Source organism: Pedobacter terrestris (genome assembly GCF_052343045.1).
Taxonomy (GTDB): Bacteria; Bacteroidota; Bacteroidia; order Sphingobacteriales; family Sphingobacteriaceae; genus Pedobacter.
The window spans coordinates 743,997-761,088 of the sequence record NZ_CP180264.1 but is presented as its reverse complement, the minus strand read 5'-3'; the positions used below and the strand labels follow the sequence as shown (position 1 = coordinate 761,088).

Annotated in this window: 14 protein-coding genes; 13 read left to right on the top strand and 1 reads right to left on the bottom strand. The window is 39.4% G+C overall.

Features of this window, described 5'->3' with window-relative positions; all coding sequences use genetic code 11:
* Positions 1 to 41: 41 nt before the first annotated feature.
* The 10 genes from ACJVDH_RS03335 to ACJVDH_RS03290 all read left to right on the top strand — a co-directional run bounded on the left by ACJVDH_RS03335 (position 42) and on the right by ACJVDH_RS03290 (position 10,439).
* The gene (locus tag ACJVDH_RS03335) at positions 42 to 626 is read left to right on the top strand and encodes a gluconate 2-dehydrogenase subunit 3 family protein (RefSeq protein WP_443946157.1); all 585 of its coding nucleotides are present in this window, start codon (positions 42 to 44) and stop codon (positions 624 to 626) included.
* Between the two features lie 24 nt (positions 627 to 650).
* Positions 651 to 2,351 carry a GMC oxidoreductase gene (locus tag ACJVDH_RS03330; RefSeq protein WP_443946156.1) on the top strand — a complete coding sequence of 567 codons (1,701 nt, stop codon included), beginning with the start codon at positions 651 to 653 and terminating at the stop codon, positions 2,349 to 2,351.
* 81 nt (positions 2,352 to 2,432) lie between these two features.
* Entirely contained in the window at positions 2,433 to 3,590 is a 1,158-nt protein-coding gene (locus tag ACJVDH_RS03325; protein ID WP_443946155.1) for a Gfo/Idh/MocA family protein, read from the top strand.
* A gap of 5 nt (positions 3,591 to 3,595) precedes the next feature.
* Positions 3,596 to 4,654: a sugar phosphate isomerase/epimerase family protein gene (locus ACJVDH_RS03320; protein WP_443946154.1), complete on the top strand. Its 1,059-nt coding sequence runs from the start codon at positions 3,596 to 3,598 to the stop codon at positions 4,652 to 4,654.
* A 69-nt stretch (positions 4,655 to 4,723) separates the two neighbouring features.
* Positions 4,724 to 5,107 carry a c-type cytochrome gene (locus ACJVDH_RS03315; RefSeq protein ID WP_443946153.1) on the top strand — a complete coding sequence of 128 codons (384 nt, stop codon included), beginning with the start codon at positions 4,724 to 4,726 and terminating at the stop codon, positions 5,105 to 5,107.
* A 34-nt stretch (positions 5,108 to 5,141) separates the two neighbouring features.
* Positions 5,142 to 6,599, top strand: a complete 1,458-nt coding sequence (locus ACJVDH_RS03310) for a Gfo/Idh/MocA family protein (RefSeq protein ID WP_443946152.1) — start codon at positions 5,142 to 5,144, stop codon at positions 6,597 to 6,599.
* 49 nt (positions 6,600 to 6,648) lie between these two features.
* Positions 6,649 to 7,329, top strand: coding sequence for a 3-keto-disaccharide hydrolase (locus tag ACJVDH_RS03305; RefSeq protein WP_443946151.1), 681 nt, complete (start codon positions 6,649 to 6,651; stop codon positions 7,327 to 7,329).
* 97 nt (positions 7,330 to 7,426) lie between these two features.
* Positions 7,427 to 8,665 carry a nucleoside permease gene (locus ACJVDH_RS03300; RefSeq protein WP_443946150.1) on the top strand — a complete coding sequence of 413 codons (1,239 nt, stop codon included), beginning with the start codon at positions 7,427 to 7,429 and terminating at the stop codon, positions 8,663 to 8,665.
* 2 nt (positions 8,666 to 8,667) lie between these two features.
* Entirely contained in the window at positions 8,668 to 9,558 is an 891-nt protein-coding gene (locus ACJVDH_RS03295; RefSeq protein WP_443946149.1) for a hydroxypyruvate isomerase family protein, read from the top strand.
* Positions 9,559 to 9,569: 11 nt separating this feature from the next.
* Complete coding sequence (locus tag ACJVDH_RS03290; RefSeq protein WP_443946148.1) at positions 9,570 to 10,439, top strand: TIM barrel protein; 870 nt, start codon at positions 9,570 to 9,572, stop codon at positions 10,437 to 10,439.
* An 89-nt stretch (positions 10,440 to 10,528) separates the two neighbouring features.
* On the opposite strand, the gene ACJVDH_RS03285 is transcribed toward ACJVDH_RS03290, so the two are convergent.
* Positions 10,529 to 13,132: a lamin tail domain-containing protein gene (locus tag ACJVDH_RS03285; RefSeq protein ID WP_443946147.1), complete on the bottom strand. Its 2,604-nt coding sequence runs from the start codon at positions 13,130 to 13,132 to the stop codon at positions 10,529 to 10,531.
* Between the two features lie 50 nt (positions 13,133 to 13,182).
* Here ACJVDH_RS03285 and ACJVDH_RS03280 point away from each other — a divergent pair, with 50 nt between their 5' ends.
* The 3 genes from ACJVDH_RS03280 to dacB all read left to right on the top strand — a co-directional run bounded on the left by ACJVDH_RS03280 (position 13,183) and on the right by dacB (position 16,966).
* On the top strand, positions 13,183 to 14,172 hold the full coding sequence (locus ACJVDH_RS03280; RefSeq protein ID WP_443946146.1) for an aspartate-semialdehyde dehydrogenase: 990 nt from the start codon (positions 13,183 to 13,185) through the stop codon (positions 14,170 to 14,172).
* Between the two features lie 240 nt (positions 14,173 to 14,412).
* A complete protein-coding gene (locus tag ACJVDH_RS03275; RefSeq protein WP_443946145.1) occupies positions 14,413 to 15,537 on the top strand; it encodes an ATP-binding protein in 1,125 nt (374 codons plus the stop codon).
* Positions 15,538 to 15,556: 19 nt separating this feature from the next.
* On the top strand, positions 15,557 to 16,966 hold the full coding sequence (gene dacB / locus ACJVDH_RS03270) for a D-alanyl-D-alanine carboxypeptidase/D-alanyl-D-alanine endopeptidase (RefSeq protein ID WP_443946144.1): 1,410 nt from the start codon (positions 15,557 to 15,559) through the stop codon (positions 16,964 to 16,966).
* Positions 16,967 to 17,092 lie beyond the last annotated feature (126 nt).

The following is a 17,092-nucleotide window of genomic DNA, read 5'->3' as shown; positions in this document are numbered from 1 at the left end:
ATTCAACACAGATATAACCAATATATAAAACCACAAACACGATGCACAGAAGAGAAGCACTGAGAAACGTTGCATTTTTACTTGGGGGAGCAATCTCTGCGAGTACCATGGGCGTTTTATTTGAAAGTTTTACCCTCCCAGAAAACGAGAAGAATTTCGTATCGTTTTCAGTAAACGATGAAAAGATTTTTGCTGAATTTGCCGATATTATTGTGCCAACAACAAAATCTTCTGCTGGAGCAAAAGCGGCCGGTTTAGGCAAATTCATCCCGATGATGATGAAAGACTGCTACCCCGCAAAAATGCAAACATCATTCGCTAAAGGGTTTAAAGAACTTCAGGATAAATCCATGAAAGATTTTGGCAAAAACTATCTTGCCTTAACCGTTGCGCAAAAAACACAGTTGATGGTCGACCTTAGGTTGATGGCAATTGCACAAAAAGAAACCCCTTCTGAAGAAAACAAAGACTTGATTTATTTCTTCGTTACAGCAAGGGATTTGACCCTTTTAGGTTATTATTCTTCAGAAATTGGCTGTACAAAAGCCCGTGAGTATGTTTTGGTTCCCGGACGATACGACGGAAATGCTAAGCTAAAACCAGGTCAAAAATCCTGGGCAACCTAATTTCTAACCAAAAAACAAAACATCATGAATTTAAATACAAATCTAAAGGCAGAAAATACTTACGATGCTATTGTTATAGGGTCGGGGATTAGTGGCGGCTGGGCAGCAAAAGAACTTACAGAAAAAGGTCTTCGTGTACTGATGCTAGAGCGTGGTATGAACATAGAGCACATTACAGGTTATGAAACTGCAATGAAAAGCCCCTGGGAATTTAAACATGCAGGCCGATTAACCGAAGAACAAAAACGCACACACCCGGTACAGATTCGCGATTATCCTTATCAGGAAGCAAATGAAAAATGGTGGGTAAACGATTTGGAATGCCCGTATACAGAAGATAAACGTTTTGACTGGTACCGTGGTTTCCACGTTGGTGGTAAATCCTTAATGTGGGGCCGCCAGAGCTACCGTTTAAGCGATCACAATTTCGAAGACAATTTAAAAGACGGTCACGGAAGTGACTGGCCAATACGTTATAAAGAACTTTCACCATGGTATGACTATGCAGAAAAATTTGCAGGCATCAGCGGTTCGAAAGAAAACTGGCCACTTTGTCCGGATGGAGAATTCTTACCTCCAATGGATCTTAACATCGTAGAAAAATCGGTTAAAAAAAGAATCGAAGATCATTATAAAAGAGAACGCATCATGATGATAGGTAGGGTTGCTAACCTTACTGTTCCGCACAAAGGAAGGGGCAATTGCCAATACCGTAACTTGTGTAGCCGTGGTTGTCCTTTTGGTGCTTATTTCAGTACACAATCTTCTACCCTACCGGCAGCAATGGCAACCAACCGTTTAACGGTCAGACCATATTCTATCGTAAATCACATTATTCACGATAAGGATACCAAGAAAGCCAAAGGTGTAATGGTGATTGATGCACAAACCAACGAAACGATGGAGTTTTATGCGAAAATCGTTTTCGTAAATGGTTCTACATTGGGTTCAACTTTCATTTTACTAAATTCTACTTCAGAAGCCCATCCAAACGGCCTGGGTAATGCCAGCGGACAATTGGGTCACAATTTGATGGATCACCACTTCCGTTGTGGCGCATCAGGAGAAGCAGAAGGCTTTGATGATAAGTACACTTATGGTCGCCGTGCAAATGGAATTTACATCCCTAGATATCAGAATGTAGGAAACGACAAACGTGATTACTTACGTGGTTTCGGTTATCAGGGCGGTGCCAGCAGATCTAACTGGCAAAGTGATGTAGCCGAACTTTCTTTCGGTTCTGGTTTGAAAGAAAAAATGACTAAACCAGGAAAATGGACCATGGGATTAGGTGGTTTTGGAGAGATGTTGCCTTATTACGAAAACAAAGTCTACATCGATAAAACCAAAAAAGACAAATGGGGCCAGCCTGTACTTGCAATTGATTGCGAATACAAAGAAAACGAGAAAAAAATGCGTGTAGATATGATGAATGATGCAGCCGAAATGTTAGAAAAGGCCGGCATGAAAAACATCAAAACCTACGATAATGACTGCTATCCTGGTATGGCGATCCATGAAATGGGAACAGCCAGAATGGGTAATGATCCAAAAACTTCTGTACTGAACAAATGGAATCAAATGCACGAAGTAAGCAACGTATTTGTAACAGACGGATCTTGTATGCCATCGATCGCTTGCCAAAACCCATCGTTAACTTTTATGGCGCTTACCGCACGTGCGGCAGATTACGCTGTGAAAGAATTGAAAAAGAACAATATTTAATCAAATAGGGATTAGTGCAAAGGTTTAAAGTATGAGGGCAACCTTATACCTTAAACCTTTTGCCTTAAAACCTTGAACCGTATGAACAGAAAACTAAGAATGGGCATGATTGGCGGTGGTAAAGATGCATTTATCGGAGCCGTTCACCGCTTGGCCGCCAATATGGATGGCCTGATAGAACTTGTTGCTGGTGCACTAAGCGTAAACCCAGAAACTGCCATAGAATCCGGAAAAATATTGTTTTTGGATGAAGAACGCACTTACCTCAATTATGAGGAGATGCTCAAAAAAGAAAGCGAACTTCCGGAAGATAAAAGAATTGATTTCGTAACCATTGTAACGCCAAACTTTGCCCACTTCGCACCGGCAATGCTTGCTTTAGATTACGGCTTTAACGTAGTTATTGAAAAACCAATTACCCTTACTTTAGAAGAAGCCAAAGCGCTTAAACAAAAAGTAGATGAAACTGGGCTTACATTGTGTTTAACACATACATATTCTGGTTATCCGATGGTTAAGCAGGCACGCCAGATGGTAAAAGATGGTGCGCTGGGTAAAATCAGAAAAATAATGGTAGAATATCCGCAAGGCTGGTTAAGCACGCTTTCTGAAAGAGAAGGCAATGCACAGGCCGCGTGGCGTACAGATCCAAAAAAATCTGGTAAAAGTGGTTCAATGGGCGATATTGGTACACATGCCGCTCAACTTGCCGAATATATTTCTGGTTTAAACATCTCCAAAATCTGTGCAGATCTAAATATTGTTGTAGAAGGCCGACAGATTGATGATGACGGAAATGTTTTACTAAAATTTGATAACGGCGCAAATGGTGTACTCATTGCTACGCAAATTGCTGCCGGAGAAGAAAATGCACTCAAAATAAAAGTATATGGAGAAAAAGGTGGCTTAGAATGGCACCAGATGGAACCAAATACCTTAATTGTTAAATGGCAATCAGAACCTGCACAAATTTATCGTGCCGGTAACGGCTATCTGAGCACAGCTGCATCGCACAATACGCGTACACCCGGCGGCCACCCGGAAGGTTACTTAGAAGCATTCGCAAACATTTACCGCAACTTCACCTTAACCGTAAGTGCCAAATTAAACGGGGAAACACCGAGTGCAGAAATGCTTGATTTTCCAAATGTGAATGACGGAATACGCGGTATGGCTTTCATAGAAAATGCTGTTGCATCTAGCCAATCGTCAGAAAAATGGTTGGATTTTAAAATTTAACAACTATGACAACGATCAAAGGACCTGCAGTATTTCTGGCGCAATTCATCAGCGATGAAGCGCCTTTTAACTCGCTGGAAAATATATGTGAATGGGCAGTAAGTTTGGGCTTTAAAGGTTTCCAGTTGCCTACGCTAGACAAGAGATTTATCGATCTTCAAAAAGCTGCAGAAAGCAAAACCTATGCAGACGAGTTAAAAGGAAAAATTGCCGGTTATGGTTTAGAAATTACCGAACTCTCTACGCATTTGCAAGGCCAACTGGTAGCTGTACACCCGGCATACGATGATCTTTTCGATGCTTTTGCGCCGAAAGAATTGCACAAAAACCCGAAGGCACGTACAGAATGGGCTGTACAACAACTTAAATATGCAGCAAAAGCCTCAGAAAACTTAGGTTTAAATGCACATGCAACTTTCAGCGGATCTTTGCTTTGGCAATATTTTCATCCTTGGCCACAACGCCCACAAGGATTGGTAGAAGAAGGTTTTGCAGAACTTGCGAAACGCTGGACGCCAATTCTGAATGCTTTTGATGAAAGCGGTGTAGATGTTTGCTACGAAATTCATCCAGGTGAAGACCTTTTTGATGGCGAAACGTATGAGATGTTTTTGGCCGCAGCCAATAATCATCCACGTGCATGTTTATTGTATGATCCATCCCATTTTGTACTTCAACAACTGGATTACATCCAATACATAGATTTTTATCACGAACGGATAAAAGCATTCCATGTAAAAGATGCAGAATTTAATCCAACCGGTAAACAAGGTACTTTTGGTGGTTACCAAAGCTGGGCAAATCGTGCCGGAAGATATCGTTCACCAGGTGACGGACAGGTTGATTTTAAAACTATTTTCAGTAAATTGGCTCAATATGACTTTAAAGGTTGGGCAGTTATGGAATGGGAATGTTGTATTAAAAACCAGGAAGATGGTGCCAGAGAAGGTGCCGAATTTATAAAAAACCACATCATCAAAGTAACCGATAAAGCCTTTGATGATTTTGCTGCATCGGGCAGCGATAGCGCTTTCAATAAAAGAATATTAGGATTAGACAGTTAAACGGAAAATTTGAAAGCCTCAAACAGTAAAATGTATGTGGCGTAGTCATCTCCATAAACAACAACACACATGAAAAGAACATTTTTAGTATTAGGTGCCGTAGTCATATTTATGGCATCATTCTCTAAAGCTGATTTAGGCAAAGAGAAAATTTTAACAGGAACGGCAACGGTGAAAGTGCACGAATTTCAAATGAGCGCAGGTGAAAAGTTAATTAACAAATCTGACTGTATTGGATGCCACAATAAGGTGAACAAAATCATCGGCCCATCGTACATGGATATCGCAAAAAAATATCCTGCAACAGAAAAAAACATCAATACCCTTGCAGATAAAATCATCAAAGGTGGTACAGGCGTATGGGGCCAAATGCCAATGACAGCGCATCCAACTGTTAAAAAAGACGATGCAAAGCTGATGGTGAAGTATATTTTATCACTCAAGAAAAAATAATCTCCTATCGAAATTATAATCCCTTCTAACTAATATGAAAACAGAGCAAGAAAATAAAACCGCGACTAACCGACGCGATTTTATCAAAACCAGCGCTATTGCTGCGGCTGCATTTATGATTGTACCCAGACATGTTTTGGGCGGACCAGGCTTTCTGGCGCCAAGCGATCGTTTACTTATTGCCAGTATTGGCGTTGGCGGTAAAGGCCAAAGTGATATTGATATGTTTGCAAAAAGTGGCAAAGCCGATATTGCATTCTTGTGCGATGTAGACTCGCGCCGCGCAGCAAATAGCGTGAAAGCATTTCCAAAAGCAAAATATTACAAAGACTGGCGCGAAATGCTGGATAAAGAGCATAAAAATTTTGATGCTGTTTCTGTTTCAACACCAGATCATAACCACGCAATCCAAACGCTTGCAGCAATGCAATTGGGTAAACACGTCTATGTTCAAAAACCACTTACTCACGATATTTATGAGGCCCGCATTTTAACAGCAGCCGCAAAAAAATATAAAGTGGTTACACAAATGGGCAATCAGGGCGCGTCTAATGATGGCCCACGCCAGATGAAAGAGTGGTATGATGCCGGATTAATTGGCGATGTACATACTGTTTACGCATGGACAAACCGCCCGGTGTGGCCTCAGGGAATTCCATGGCCAACGCAAAAAGCAGAAATCCCTAAAGAATTGGATTGGAACCTTTGGTTAGGAACTGCGCCTGAACAGACCTATGTAGATAAATTGGTACCTTTTAACTGGCGCGGATGGTGGGATTACGGAACCGGGGCACTTGGCGATATGGGCTGTCACTTAATTGAAGCACCTTTCAGCGTTTTAAATCTTAAATACGCAAAAGAAGTTGAAGCCAGTGTTGGTTCTGTATATGTTGACGAGTTTAAACGTGGATATTTCCCAGAAAGTTGCCCGCCTTCAAGTCACGTAACATTAAAATTCCCTAAAACCGATAAAACACAAGGAGATGTAACGTTACATTGGATGGACGGAGGTATACAGCCAGAACGCCCGGAAGAACTGGAAGCCAATGAAACATTTGGTGATGGTGGTAACGGTACCTTATTTATCGGAACAAAAGGTAAAATGATGAGCGAAACCTACAGCGCAAATCCAAAATTATTGCCTTTAAGCCGCAATAAAGACATCAAAGTTCCTGAAAAACTTGCCCGCGTTAAAGATGGTGCAAATGGCCACTACCGCCAATGGGTAGAAGCGGCAATTGCAGGTTATGGCAAACAACCCGTAAGTTCGCCTTTCGAAATTGCTGGTCCGTTAACAGAAGCGTTATTAATGGCAAATCTGGCCATCAGAAGTTTCGATATTCAGAAAAGCACAAACGGAAAAACCAGCTATCCTGGCCGCTATATGAAAATGCTTTGGGATAACGACAACATGAAGATCACCAACTTTGATGAAGCCAACCAGTTTGTTAAACGCGAATACCGCAAAGGCTGGAACAATTTAACTCTATAAAAAATCATTAACCCCAATCTGAAACAGTTTGGGGTTTAACCTTTACCACATGAAAAAAATATTGCTTTCTGCATGCTTCGTAATTGCAGTTACACAGATCACAAATGCCCAGAAAGGTTTCAAACCTTTGTTTGATGGCAAAACAACTAAAGGCTGGCACACGTACAATAAAACAACGGTTGGCAGCGCATGGCAGGCACAAGATGGTGCTTTACACCTTGATCCGAAAGCCAAAGGAAAAGATGGCGGTGGCGATTTGGTTACCGATAAAGAATACACCAATTTCCATTTGAAATACGAATGGAAAGTTGCACCAAAAGCCAATAGCGGTTTAATTTTTTACGTGCACGAAGAGCCAAAATACCATGCTACCTATTCAACAGGGTTGGAAATGCAGGTTTTGGACAATGATGGCCATCCCGATGGAAAAATTACAAAACACCGTGCAGGCGATTTGTACGACTTAATTAAAAGTACTTCTGAACCAGTAAAACCGGTTGGCGAGTGGAATAAAGCAGAAATCATCAGCTCAAACGGCAAATTAACTTTAATTCTAAACGGAGTTAAAGTAGTGGAAACCACCTTGTGGGATGATAACTGGAAAAAACTTGTTGCCGGAAGCAAATTTGCAACATGGGAAAACTGGGGAACGTTCAAAACCGGAAAAATTGCACTTCAGGATCACGGAGATGAGGTTTGGTACAAAAACCTAAGCATAAAAGAACTGTAAAAAAGGGTGAAAGGTGTAAGGTAAAAGGATAAAGATTTTTCTTTCGATTTACCTTATGCCTTCAACCTTTTACCTTTAATAACCATATATAAACCAAATGAATACCATTACTCGCTTCAAACTATCTACCATGATGTTCCTCGAATTTTTTATTTGGGGTGCCTGGTTCGTTACCTTAGGAACATTTCTCGACAAAAACCTGCATGCTACAGGCGCAGAAACCGGATCAGTGTTTTCAACACAATCCTGGGGCGCTATTATTGCACCGTTTATCATCGGCCTTATCGCCGATAGGTATTTCAATGCCGAAAAAATATTAGGCGTATTGCACATCATCGGTGCAATTTTAATGTACCAGATGTACAACGCCACAGATGTAAGCGTTTTTTATCCTTATGTTCTTGGATATATGATCCTTTTTATGCCAACATTGGCTTTAGTAAATTCGGTTTCGTTTAACCAAATGGTAGATCCTGAAAAAGAGTTCGCAAATATTCGTGTATTTGGTACCATCGGATGGATTATTGCAGGTTTATTAATCAGCTATGCTTTCCATTGGGATTCTCCTGAAGGCATTCAGGCTGGTTTACTTAAAAGCACTTTCCTAATGGCAGGTATCGTTTCTTTCATTTTAGGATTATTTAGCTTTACGTTACCTGCAACGCCTCCAAAAGTGGCTAAAGGCGAAAAAATTAAGGTTAGTGATATTCTTGGTTTAGATGCAATTAAATTATTGAAAGACAAAAACTTTGCAATTTTCTTCATCTCTTCTATTCTTATTTGTATTCCATTGGCTTTTTATTATCAAAATGCCGGATTATTTTTAGCAGATATCAAAGTAGAAAATCCAACAGGAAAAATGGCAATCGGACAGGTTTCAGAGGCTTTGTTTTTATTGGCAATTCCCGTTTTCTTTTCTAAATACGGTTTCAAAAAAACCATTTTGGTTGGTATGCTTGCCTGGGCAATCCGCTACGTTTTATTTGCTTTCGGTAATGCCGGAGATTTAAGTTTTATGCTCATTATCGGGATCGCGCTACACGGCGTTTGTTATGATTTCTTTTTTGTATCTGGCCAGATTTATACAAACTCAAAAGCCGGAGAGAAATTTAAAAGCGCTGCCCAAGGTTTAATCACTTTGGCAACTTATGGTGTTGGTATGTTAATTGGGTTTAAAGTAGCCGGATTAATTACCGATATGTACAAAGCTGGCGGTTTTACCGATTGGAAAATGGTTTGGATTATCCCGGCAGGAATTGCAGCGGCCGTATTCTTACTATTTACTTTGTTATTTAACGATAAAAATAAATCTGAAGTAGAAGCTCAAACCGTTTAATTATGTCCTCTAACTTAAACAGACGCAGCGCTCTAAAAAATATTATAGCAGGAACTGCAGCCATTGGCGTTTCTGCAAACCTATCTGCCCTCGCCATGAACAATCCTGATGACAAACAAAACACTGCTCTAAAAGGCAATATTAAGCACTCTGTTTGCAGATGGTGTTTTGGCGATATGGAAGTTGATGCCCTTTGCGCCGAAGCAAAAAAAATGGGCATAACCGGTATTGATCTCGTTGGACCAAAAGATTGGCCTACACTCAAAAAACACGGTTTGTTATCTACCATGTGTAACGGTGCAGAAATTAATCTGGTAGACGGCTTTAATGATAAAAAATTTCACGACACTTTGGTTAAACAGTATGCTGAAATGATCCCTAAAGTGGCGGAAGCCGGATACACCAATTTAATCTGTTTCAGTGGAAACAGACGCAATAAAACTGATGAAGAAGGCTGGACAAACTGCGTAGAAGGTTTAAAAAAGCTAATTCCGCTTGCAGAAAAACATAAAGTTGTTCTGGTGATGGAATTGCTAAACAGTAAAGTAAACCATCCGGATTACCAATGTGACCATACCGCCTGGGGCGCAGAATTGTGCAAAAGGTTGGGGTCTGAAAACTTTAAACTGCTGTATGATATTTATCACATGCAGATTGATGAAGGCAACGTAATCAGTACCATTAAAGAAAATCATCAGTATATTGCGCATTACCATACAGCGGGCGTACCCGGAAGAAACGAAATAGACGATTCCCAGGAACTGTACTACCCTGCCATTATGAAAGCTATTGTCAAAACCGGCTTTAAAGGTTTTGTTGCACAAGAATTTACACCAAAAAACACCGATAAACTGGCCTCACTTAAAAAAGCCATTTCTATTTGTGATGTATAAAATTTTAACATATGAGAAGAAGAGATTTTATTGTAAGCGGTAGCGCGGTATTGGCAGCTGCCTTTCTGGCGCCGAAAATGGTATTCGCCGCAGACTCAAAAGCAGTTGGTCTGCAATTGTATTCCTTACGGGATGAACTTCCGAAAGATGTAAAAGGCACCATTGAAAAAGTTGCAAAAGCAGGTTTTAAAGAGGTTGAAACTTATGGTTTCTCTATTAAAAACCAATTCTGGGGAATGACACCGGCAGAGTTTAAAAAATTATTGGATGCCAATGGTTTAAAATCTCCAAGTGGCCACTTTTCATTGGGTTCTTATCTGACAGATGGAAATACAGCCGAATTGAAAGCTTCAATCGCCGCAGCAAAAATTCTGAAAAGCGAATATGTAACTATTCCGTGGTTAGACGAAAGCCTCCGCAAAAGCGCTGAAGGTTACAAAAAAATCGCTGCCAAAATGAATGAAGCCGGAAGAATGTGTAAAGCTGCAGGTTTAAAACTGGCTTACCACAACCACAATTTCGAATTTGAAAAATTTGGAGAAGTTACCGGTTATGATATTTTGCTAAAAGAAACCGATAAAGCACTTGTAGATTTTGAATTGGATTTATACTGGGCAGTACGTTCAGGAAATGACCCGATTAAATTATTTAAAGCACATCCTGGCCGTTTTACCATGTGGCATGTTAAAGATATGGACAAAGCCAAGCCTGCATTAAATGCAGAAGTAGGAACCGGTTCTATTGATTTTAAAGCAATTTTTGCGCAAGCGAAACTTTCTGGAATGAAACACTTTTTTGTAGAACACGAAACCAATTACAAGCCAAATCCAATGGCATCTGTAGCGGCAAGTTGTGCATACATTAAAAAATCAATTCTTTAGAATGAATTGATTCTGCATCTGGAAACAAAATTTCTGGATCTTGATAAATTTTGAAAAAAAATCCAACGGAAAAACACCGTTGGATTTTTTTAATTGAGTTGACCGGCAAGTACGCAGGTATTTTTAAAACTTTTCCGTTTACCGTCCAGGTAAAAAACATCGAAAACAACAACATAAATACCAATTTTCTGGCGTTGGCCGCCATCATTTAATCCGTCCCAAACTAAACTCCCGACCGTGCTTACGGTTTGGTTTTGAATCAGCCTTCGCACCAATTTTCCTTTATCTGTAAATACTTGCACCGTGGCTAAACTGGCCTGTGTATTTAATTGATAGTTCAGCCTCAACAAATCTTCATAACCATCGCCATCTGGCGAAAATGTTTTAGAAGACAAAGCCACAAATTCATCACCGTTGGTTGCTCCCTGAGAGTTTTTATAAGTTGGTGTTGCAAAACCTGCACTCGCCGCTGCAGATCTGAAATTTCCGGTGGCATTGGCATCTTTTGTAAAGGAAATCCGCTCAAGCGATATGCCATCAACATCTCGAACAACTGCTGTATGCATATCTTCAGTATAATCAAAACGATCAATTTGTATGGTGTCGTTTAGTAAAAAAACCGTTCCACGATCATTGTTGTAGGCGGGCAAACTCCCCAGCTCAATTATCCTTTGCGGATATGGAACGTCGTAATTGCTTTGAATATTAAGAGAATTGGTTGTAAGCACCCAATATGAACCGGGCTGAATTATCAATTGATCTGCGGAGATCACTTTAATATTTGCCAGAACACCACTAGAATTCAGGTGCGCAATCTGCAAGTCTCTCAAATCTCTAACGGCATTGCTATTGTTGTAAATTTCTACAAAATCGACTCCATCTGGTTTGGGATTAAATAAAATCTCAGAAATCAGAATATCTCCTGCACCAATTTTCTCCGCCAGAAAAACATCAACTTTGCTTTCGTCAATACGATTGCCCGCACAATCGCTTAAATTATTTAATGTTATTGTATAATCAATCCCGCGAACAATCGGAGTTGCTAAGGTTAAAATTACGGTGGTAAACACAGGTTGTACAGCAACAATCCGCTGCAAAGTCATAGCGTTATTGTTAAACGAATAACTGGCAGCCTGAACGGCAGATAAACTGTCCAGACCTTTAGAAAACTCCAGAACGATTGTAATGGAGTCTTGTAAAGTATACCGAACAAGTTTAGGATTTGAATTACTCAACTGACTGCGATAAACAGAGTTTTCTCTTCCGGGCGTTGCACCAGCATCATCTATGCTGGCCTGCCAATTCTGAATCCCTGAACAAATATTCTCCGGATCAATTAATTCCAGACTAAAACCTCCCTCATCTTTAGTACCGTCTTTATACCAGCTCTGGAGATACGCAACCTGATCAATCACAATATTTGCAGAATCTGTAAGTGTAATCACATCACCGCCGTTATTTAAACTTGGCCAAGGCATTAACCCGATTGTTTTTCCAAAAGATTTAAACAAACTCGTATCTGCACGGGCACACAAAATAACATATTGGTTTGGTGCAATGGTATCTAAACCAAAAGTTGCAGTAGAGGTTTGATCAAAGTACTTCCATCCTTCTGTAATCAGATATTCGTCTGTTGTATTCCAAAGTTCTACAAATTCTTCTGCAGGTATATTCTGATTGCCTGTAGGATTGGCAAATATCTCGTTTATCACGATATCTCCAGGTTGTCTTAAATAGGGCTTAATAAATAAAAAATCGAGACGGCTATTCGGAAAAATGATGTTCCCACTTAAATCTGCTATCATATTTACTTGTAAAAAATAATTTCCAGAAGGCAAATCGTTGGTAAAAGCTAATCTGTACACGTTATTTTTTGCAGTAGATTGCACATTTATCGGCGAGCCAAAACCACCAGAAAGCATGTAGGCAAAAGATTGTAAAGCCGATACAGAATCTATTGCTTCAGAAAAAGTAAGATCGAATGCATTTGCACTGACTGTTTTTACGGAAACAAGCGAAGGTGGTATGCTATCGGGAACTAGATCGTCAACAATAAAATCATCAAAAATAAATTGGTTGTACCTCGATGCTGTTGCATAGCGGCAATACACACCAAAATAGTTTGTCGCATTGTGTGTAACGTCATTTACCTCACCTTCAAGTATAAAATTCTCTCCTCCAGAAACATCAGAAAATACCTGCCAATTGCCATCAGTATCGCGGGTAACTTTTATCCGCGCAGAAAATACGCTTGTACTTGTTCTTGTTTTAGGGTTTCCGGTTATAATCCGCGAGGTTGAAGTTCCATTTTGCCGGTACAAATGAATCCCATCTGTAGATCCTGTTTCGCCAATCTGGATAAAATATCCGTTTAAACTAGCCGTCAGATCGGCATTATTGGAAACCAAATAAATCCTTGGATAGTTTGTTGTTGTTGGATCAAAATTTAATCTTACAAAAAACGACCAGCTTACATTTGAAGCGAGTGTATTTGCCGTTGATAAGCTAAAGATTTGCGAAGCCAGTTGCGGCCCACGGCTCTGTAATTGGTTTTCTGTATTGATTTCGAAGTAACCTACATCGCCCTGCCAAACAGGGTTTCTGGTAAAATCACCGTCGTCAAAATGTTCTATAATTTGGGAAAATGCAATATTGCGGATCAAGAATAGGGATATAACCAAAAAAATTTTCATATTTGGACTTATATCATTAAACAATTAAATATAAATAATTAAAATTCAAAATGAAAGTAGCAGTTGTAGGTGCAACCGGTTTGGTTGGCACCGTTATGTTAAAAGTATTGGAAGAAAGAAATTTCCCTTTAACAGAGTTAATTCCCGTAGCATCTGAAAAGAGTGTTGGTAAGGAAATTACTTTTAAGGGTAAGAAGTTCCCAATCGTTAGCATGGATACTGCAATTGGTATGAAACCAGATATTGCTTTGTTTTCTGCCGGAGGAAGTACTTCTTTGGAGCATGCTCCGCGTTTTAAAGAAGCCGGAACAACAGTAATTGACAATTCATCTGCATGGCGTATGGATCCGGCAATCAAACTGGTCGTGCCTGAAGTAAATGCTCATGAACTTTCTATCGACAATAAAATTATTGCCAATCCAAATTGTTCAACCATTCAAATGGTAGTGGTTTTAAAACCATTGCACGATAAATACAAAATTAAACGTGTTGTTGTTTCTACCTATCAATCCGTAACCGGAACTGGTGTTAAAGCTGTAGATCAATTGATGAACGAGCGCAATGGCGTAGATGGACCGAAAGCATATCCATATGAAATTGATTTAAACGTTTTGCCACATATTGATGTGTTCATGGATAATGGTTACACCAAAGAAGAAATGAAAATGGTGAAAGAAACCAACAAAATCATGAGCGATGACAGCATTAAAGTAACCGCAACTACAGTACGTATTCCGGTTATGGGCGGTCACTCAGAATCTGTAAACATAGAATTTGAAAATGATTTTGATCTTGCAGAAGTGCGTAGCATTTTGGAAAAAGCACCTGGCGTTATTGTTGTTGATGACGTTGCCAATCTGAAATATCCAATGCCAAAAGATGCACATGAAAAAGATGAAGTTTTTGTTGGCAGAATCCGTAGAGATGAATCCGCACCAAAAGCACTTAATCTTTGGATTGTAGCAGATAACCTGCGTAAAGGCGCAGCAACAAATGCAGTTCAAATTGCTGAATATCTTTTGCAGAAAGAATTGGTATAAAAGCATTATAAATAACTTTAGCCCCGTTAAATTTAAGATTTTACGGGGCTTTTTTTGTCGATAAATTTCAACTTCATAACGTAAAACGACGCATATATACATGATAAAACCGTCAGATTACATATAAAAACGAGATTATAATCTCTAAATTATATATAAAAATGAGAATACAATCTCCAAATTATATGTAAATTTTAGATTTAAGAATTCTATTGCTATCTTTGATTATCACACATCGATATGATAATCAGAACATTAAAAGCACATATTGAATCTAAATTTTTCAAAGGAAAATCTGTGATCGTCACTGGAGCAAGGCAAGTGGGAAAATCGACACTTTTCAAGGAAATTGTTAAAGAAAGTGGTCAGGAATATGTGATTCTCAATTGCGATGAAGCACAAGTCAGATCAACTTTGGAAGATATCAGCGTAGAACGTCTAAAATCTATAACCGGCCAGAACAAGTTCATTTTAATTGATGAAGCACAGCGTGTAAAAAATATCGGACTAACTTTAAAGCTGATTGTAGACAATATAGAAGGTGTTCAATTATTGGTTACGGGCTCATCAAGTTTAGATTTGGCCGCAGGTATTAAAGAGCCGCTTACGGGAAGGAAATTTGAATACAACCTTTTCCCGCTTTCTTTCTCTGAATTAGCAGGAAGTTCAAATTTATTAACAGAAGAACAATCGTTAGAGAAAAGATTAATTTATGGAAGCTATCCAGATGCAATTAATTTTCCAGGCGAAGAAAAAGATGTGTTGCTGAATCTGAGCGACAGCTATCTCTTTAAAGATATTCTGGCGCTAACCAATATTCGCAAACCCGTACAATTGGAAAAATTGGTTCAGGCTCTGGCCTTGCAAATTGGGAACGAAATTTCTTACCAGGAATTGGGACAAATTATCGAAGCAGATAAACAAACTGTAGAACGCTATATTGATCTGCTTGAGCAGTGTTTCGTTATTTTTAGACTAAGCGCCTACAGTGGAAATGTGAGAAACGAAATTAAAAAGAGTAAAAAAATCTACTTCTACGATACTGGAATCCGCAATGCGATTATCCAAAATTTTACCACACTAGCCTTACGTCAGGATGCAGGGCAGCTTTTTGAAAATTATATTATTGCCGAATACATCAAGGCAAATAACAATAAACGGAATGGAGCAAAATACTACTTCTGGAGAAGTTTTCAACAACAGGAAATTGATCTGATAGAAGTTAAAGACGGAAAATTAAATGCCATAGAAATAAAATGGAACGAAAACAAAAAAGTTAGATTCCCGAAAACATTTACAGATAATTACAACGTTAATGAAACAACAGTTGTTAATAAAAAGAATTACAGTTCATTTTTAATGTGAACCAGCATATAAACAATACATGAAAAGAATAGCCTTTTACGCTTCATTATTTATACTTCTCCCCTTTTTTGGTGTTTCACAAACTAAAATCCAGAATGTAGAACGTGCATTTAACAACCTTTTAAATGATGAGCAGGCAAAACACGCCACCACTTCGCTTTGCGTAATGGACGCCAAAACCGGCAAAATACTTTTTGCCAAAAATGAGCAGGTCGGTCTGGCAACTGCCTCAACATTAAAAACCATAACTGCAGCTACGGCATTTAGTATTTTAGGTGCTGATTTCAGATATCAAACCACTTTGGGATATTCAGGAAATATTTTGCCCGATGGAACCTTACAAGGAGATTTAATTATTGTTGGCAGCGGCGATCCAACGTTGGGTTCCCCGCGTTATCAAAACATGGAAAAGGCGGTTTTAAATCAATGGACTGACGCCATTAAAGCGGCCGGAATTAAAAAAATTGACGGCAAAGTTATTGGTGATGATCGCGTTTTCGGTACCCAAACAACACCTGAAGGATGGACCTGGCAAGATATTGGCAATTATTATGGTGCCGGAACTTCTGGATTAGCCTGGCGCGAAAATCAATTCGATATTCTTCTCCAACCAGGAAACGCTACATCGCAAAAAGCTCGTGTAACCGGAACCGTTCCAACGATGCCTTACCTCAAAATTGTAAATGAACTTAAAACTGGCGCCTCTGGTACTGGCGATAGAACTTATGCCTTCTTGCCCCCATATAGCAACGTAGCATATTTGCGTGGAAGTTGGGGTTTAGGAATCGGAAAGTCTGGAATTTCTGCAGCATTACCAGATCCGGCTTTTGATTGTGCTTTCCGCTTACAAGATACACTAAACAAACTGGGCATAACAACAAACAAACCTGCTACAACGGCGCGTTTAATGGAGTTAAATTCTGAGCTTGTGCCCGCTCTTTCCAAAAACCTAAATACCATCACTTCGCCATCGCTAAGTGAAATTGTCAATTGGTTTATGAAAAAAAGCATTAATCTTTACGGAGAAACTTTATTAAAAACAATCGCGCTTAAAAGTGGGAAAGAAGCAACCACGTCAAAAGGTGCAGAAACAGAAATCAATTTCTGGACAAATAAAGGCATCGAAAAATCTGCTTTAAACATCATTGATGGCAGCGGACTTTCGCCTGCTGATCGCGTTACTACGTCGGCGATGGCAAACGTACTTTTTCAAATCCAGCAAGAAAGCTGGTTTCCGGATTATAAAAAGGCACTTCCTTTACGAAATGGAATGACACTGAAAAGTGGAACCATTAACGATGTTTCGGCTTTCGCCGGATACCATACCGATGCCGCCGGAAATAAATATATTATTGTCATCAACATCAATAACTACAGTGGAAGTGGAATTAACCAAAAACTGTTTAAAGTTTTGGATGAGTTGAAATAGGAATACTACCGAACCGAAGGCTTATTTATTTAGACATCTGTTATTACCTTCGTCATTTCGAGAAGGAATGACAAAACAATCTATTCCGGTTTGTCTTAGAAAACAAAAAATACACAAAAAAGAGAA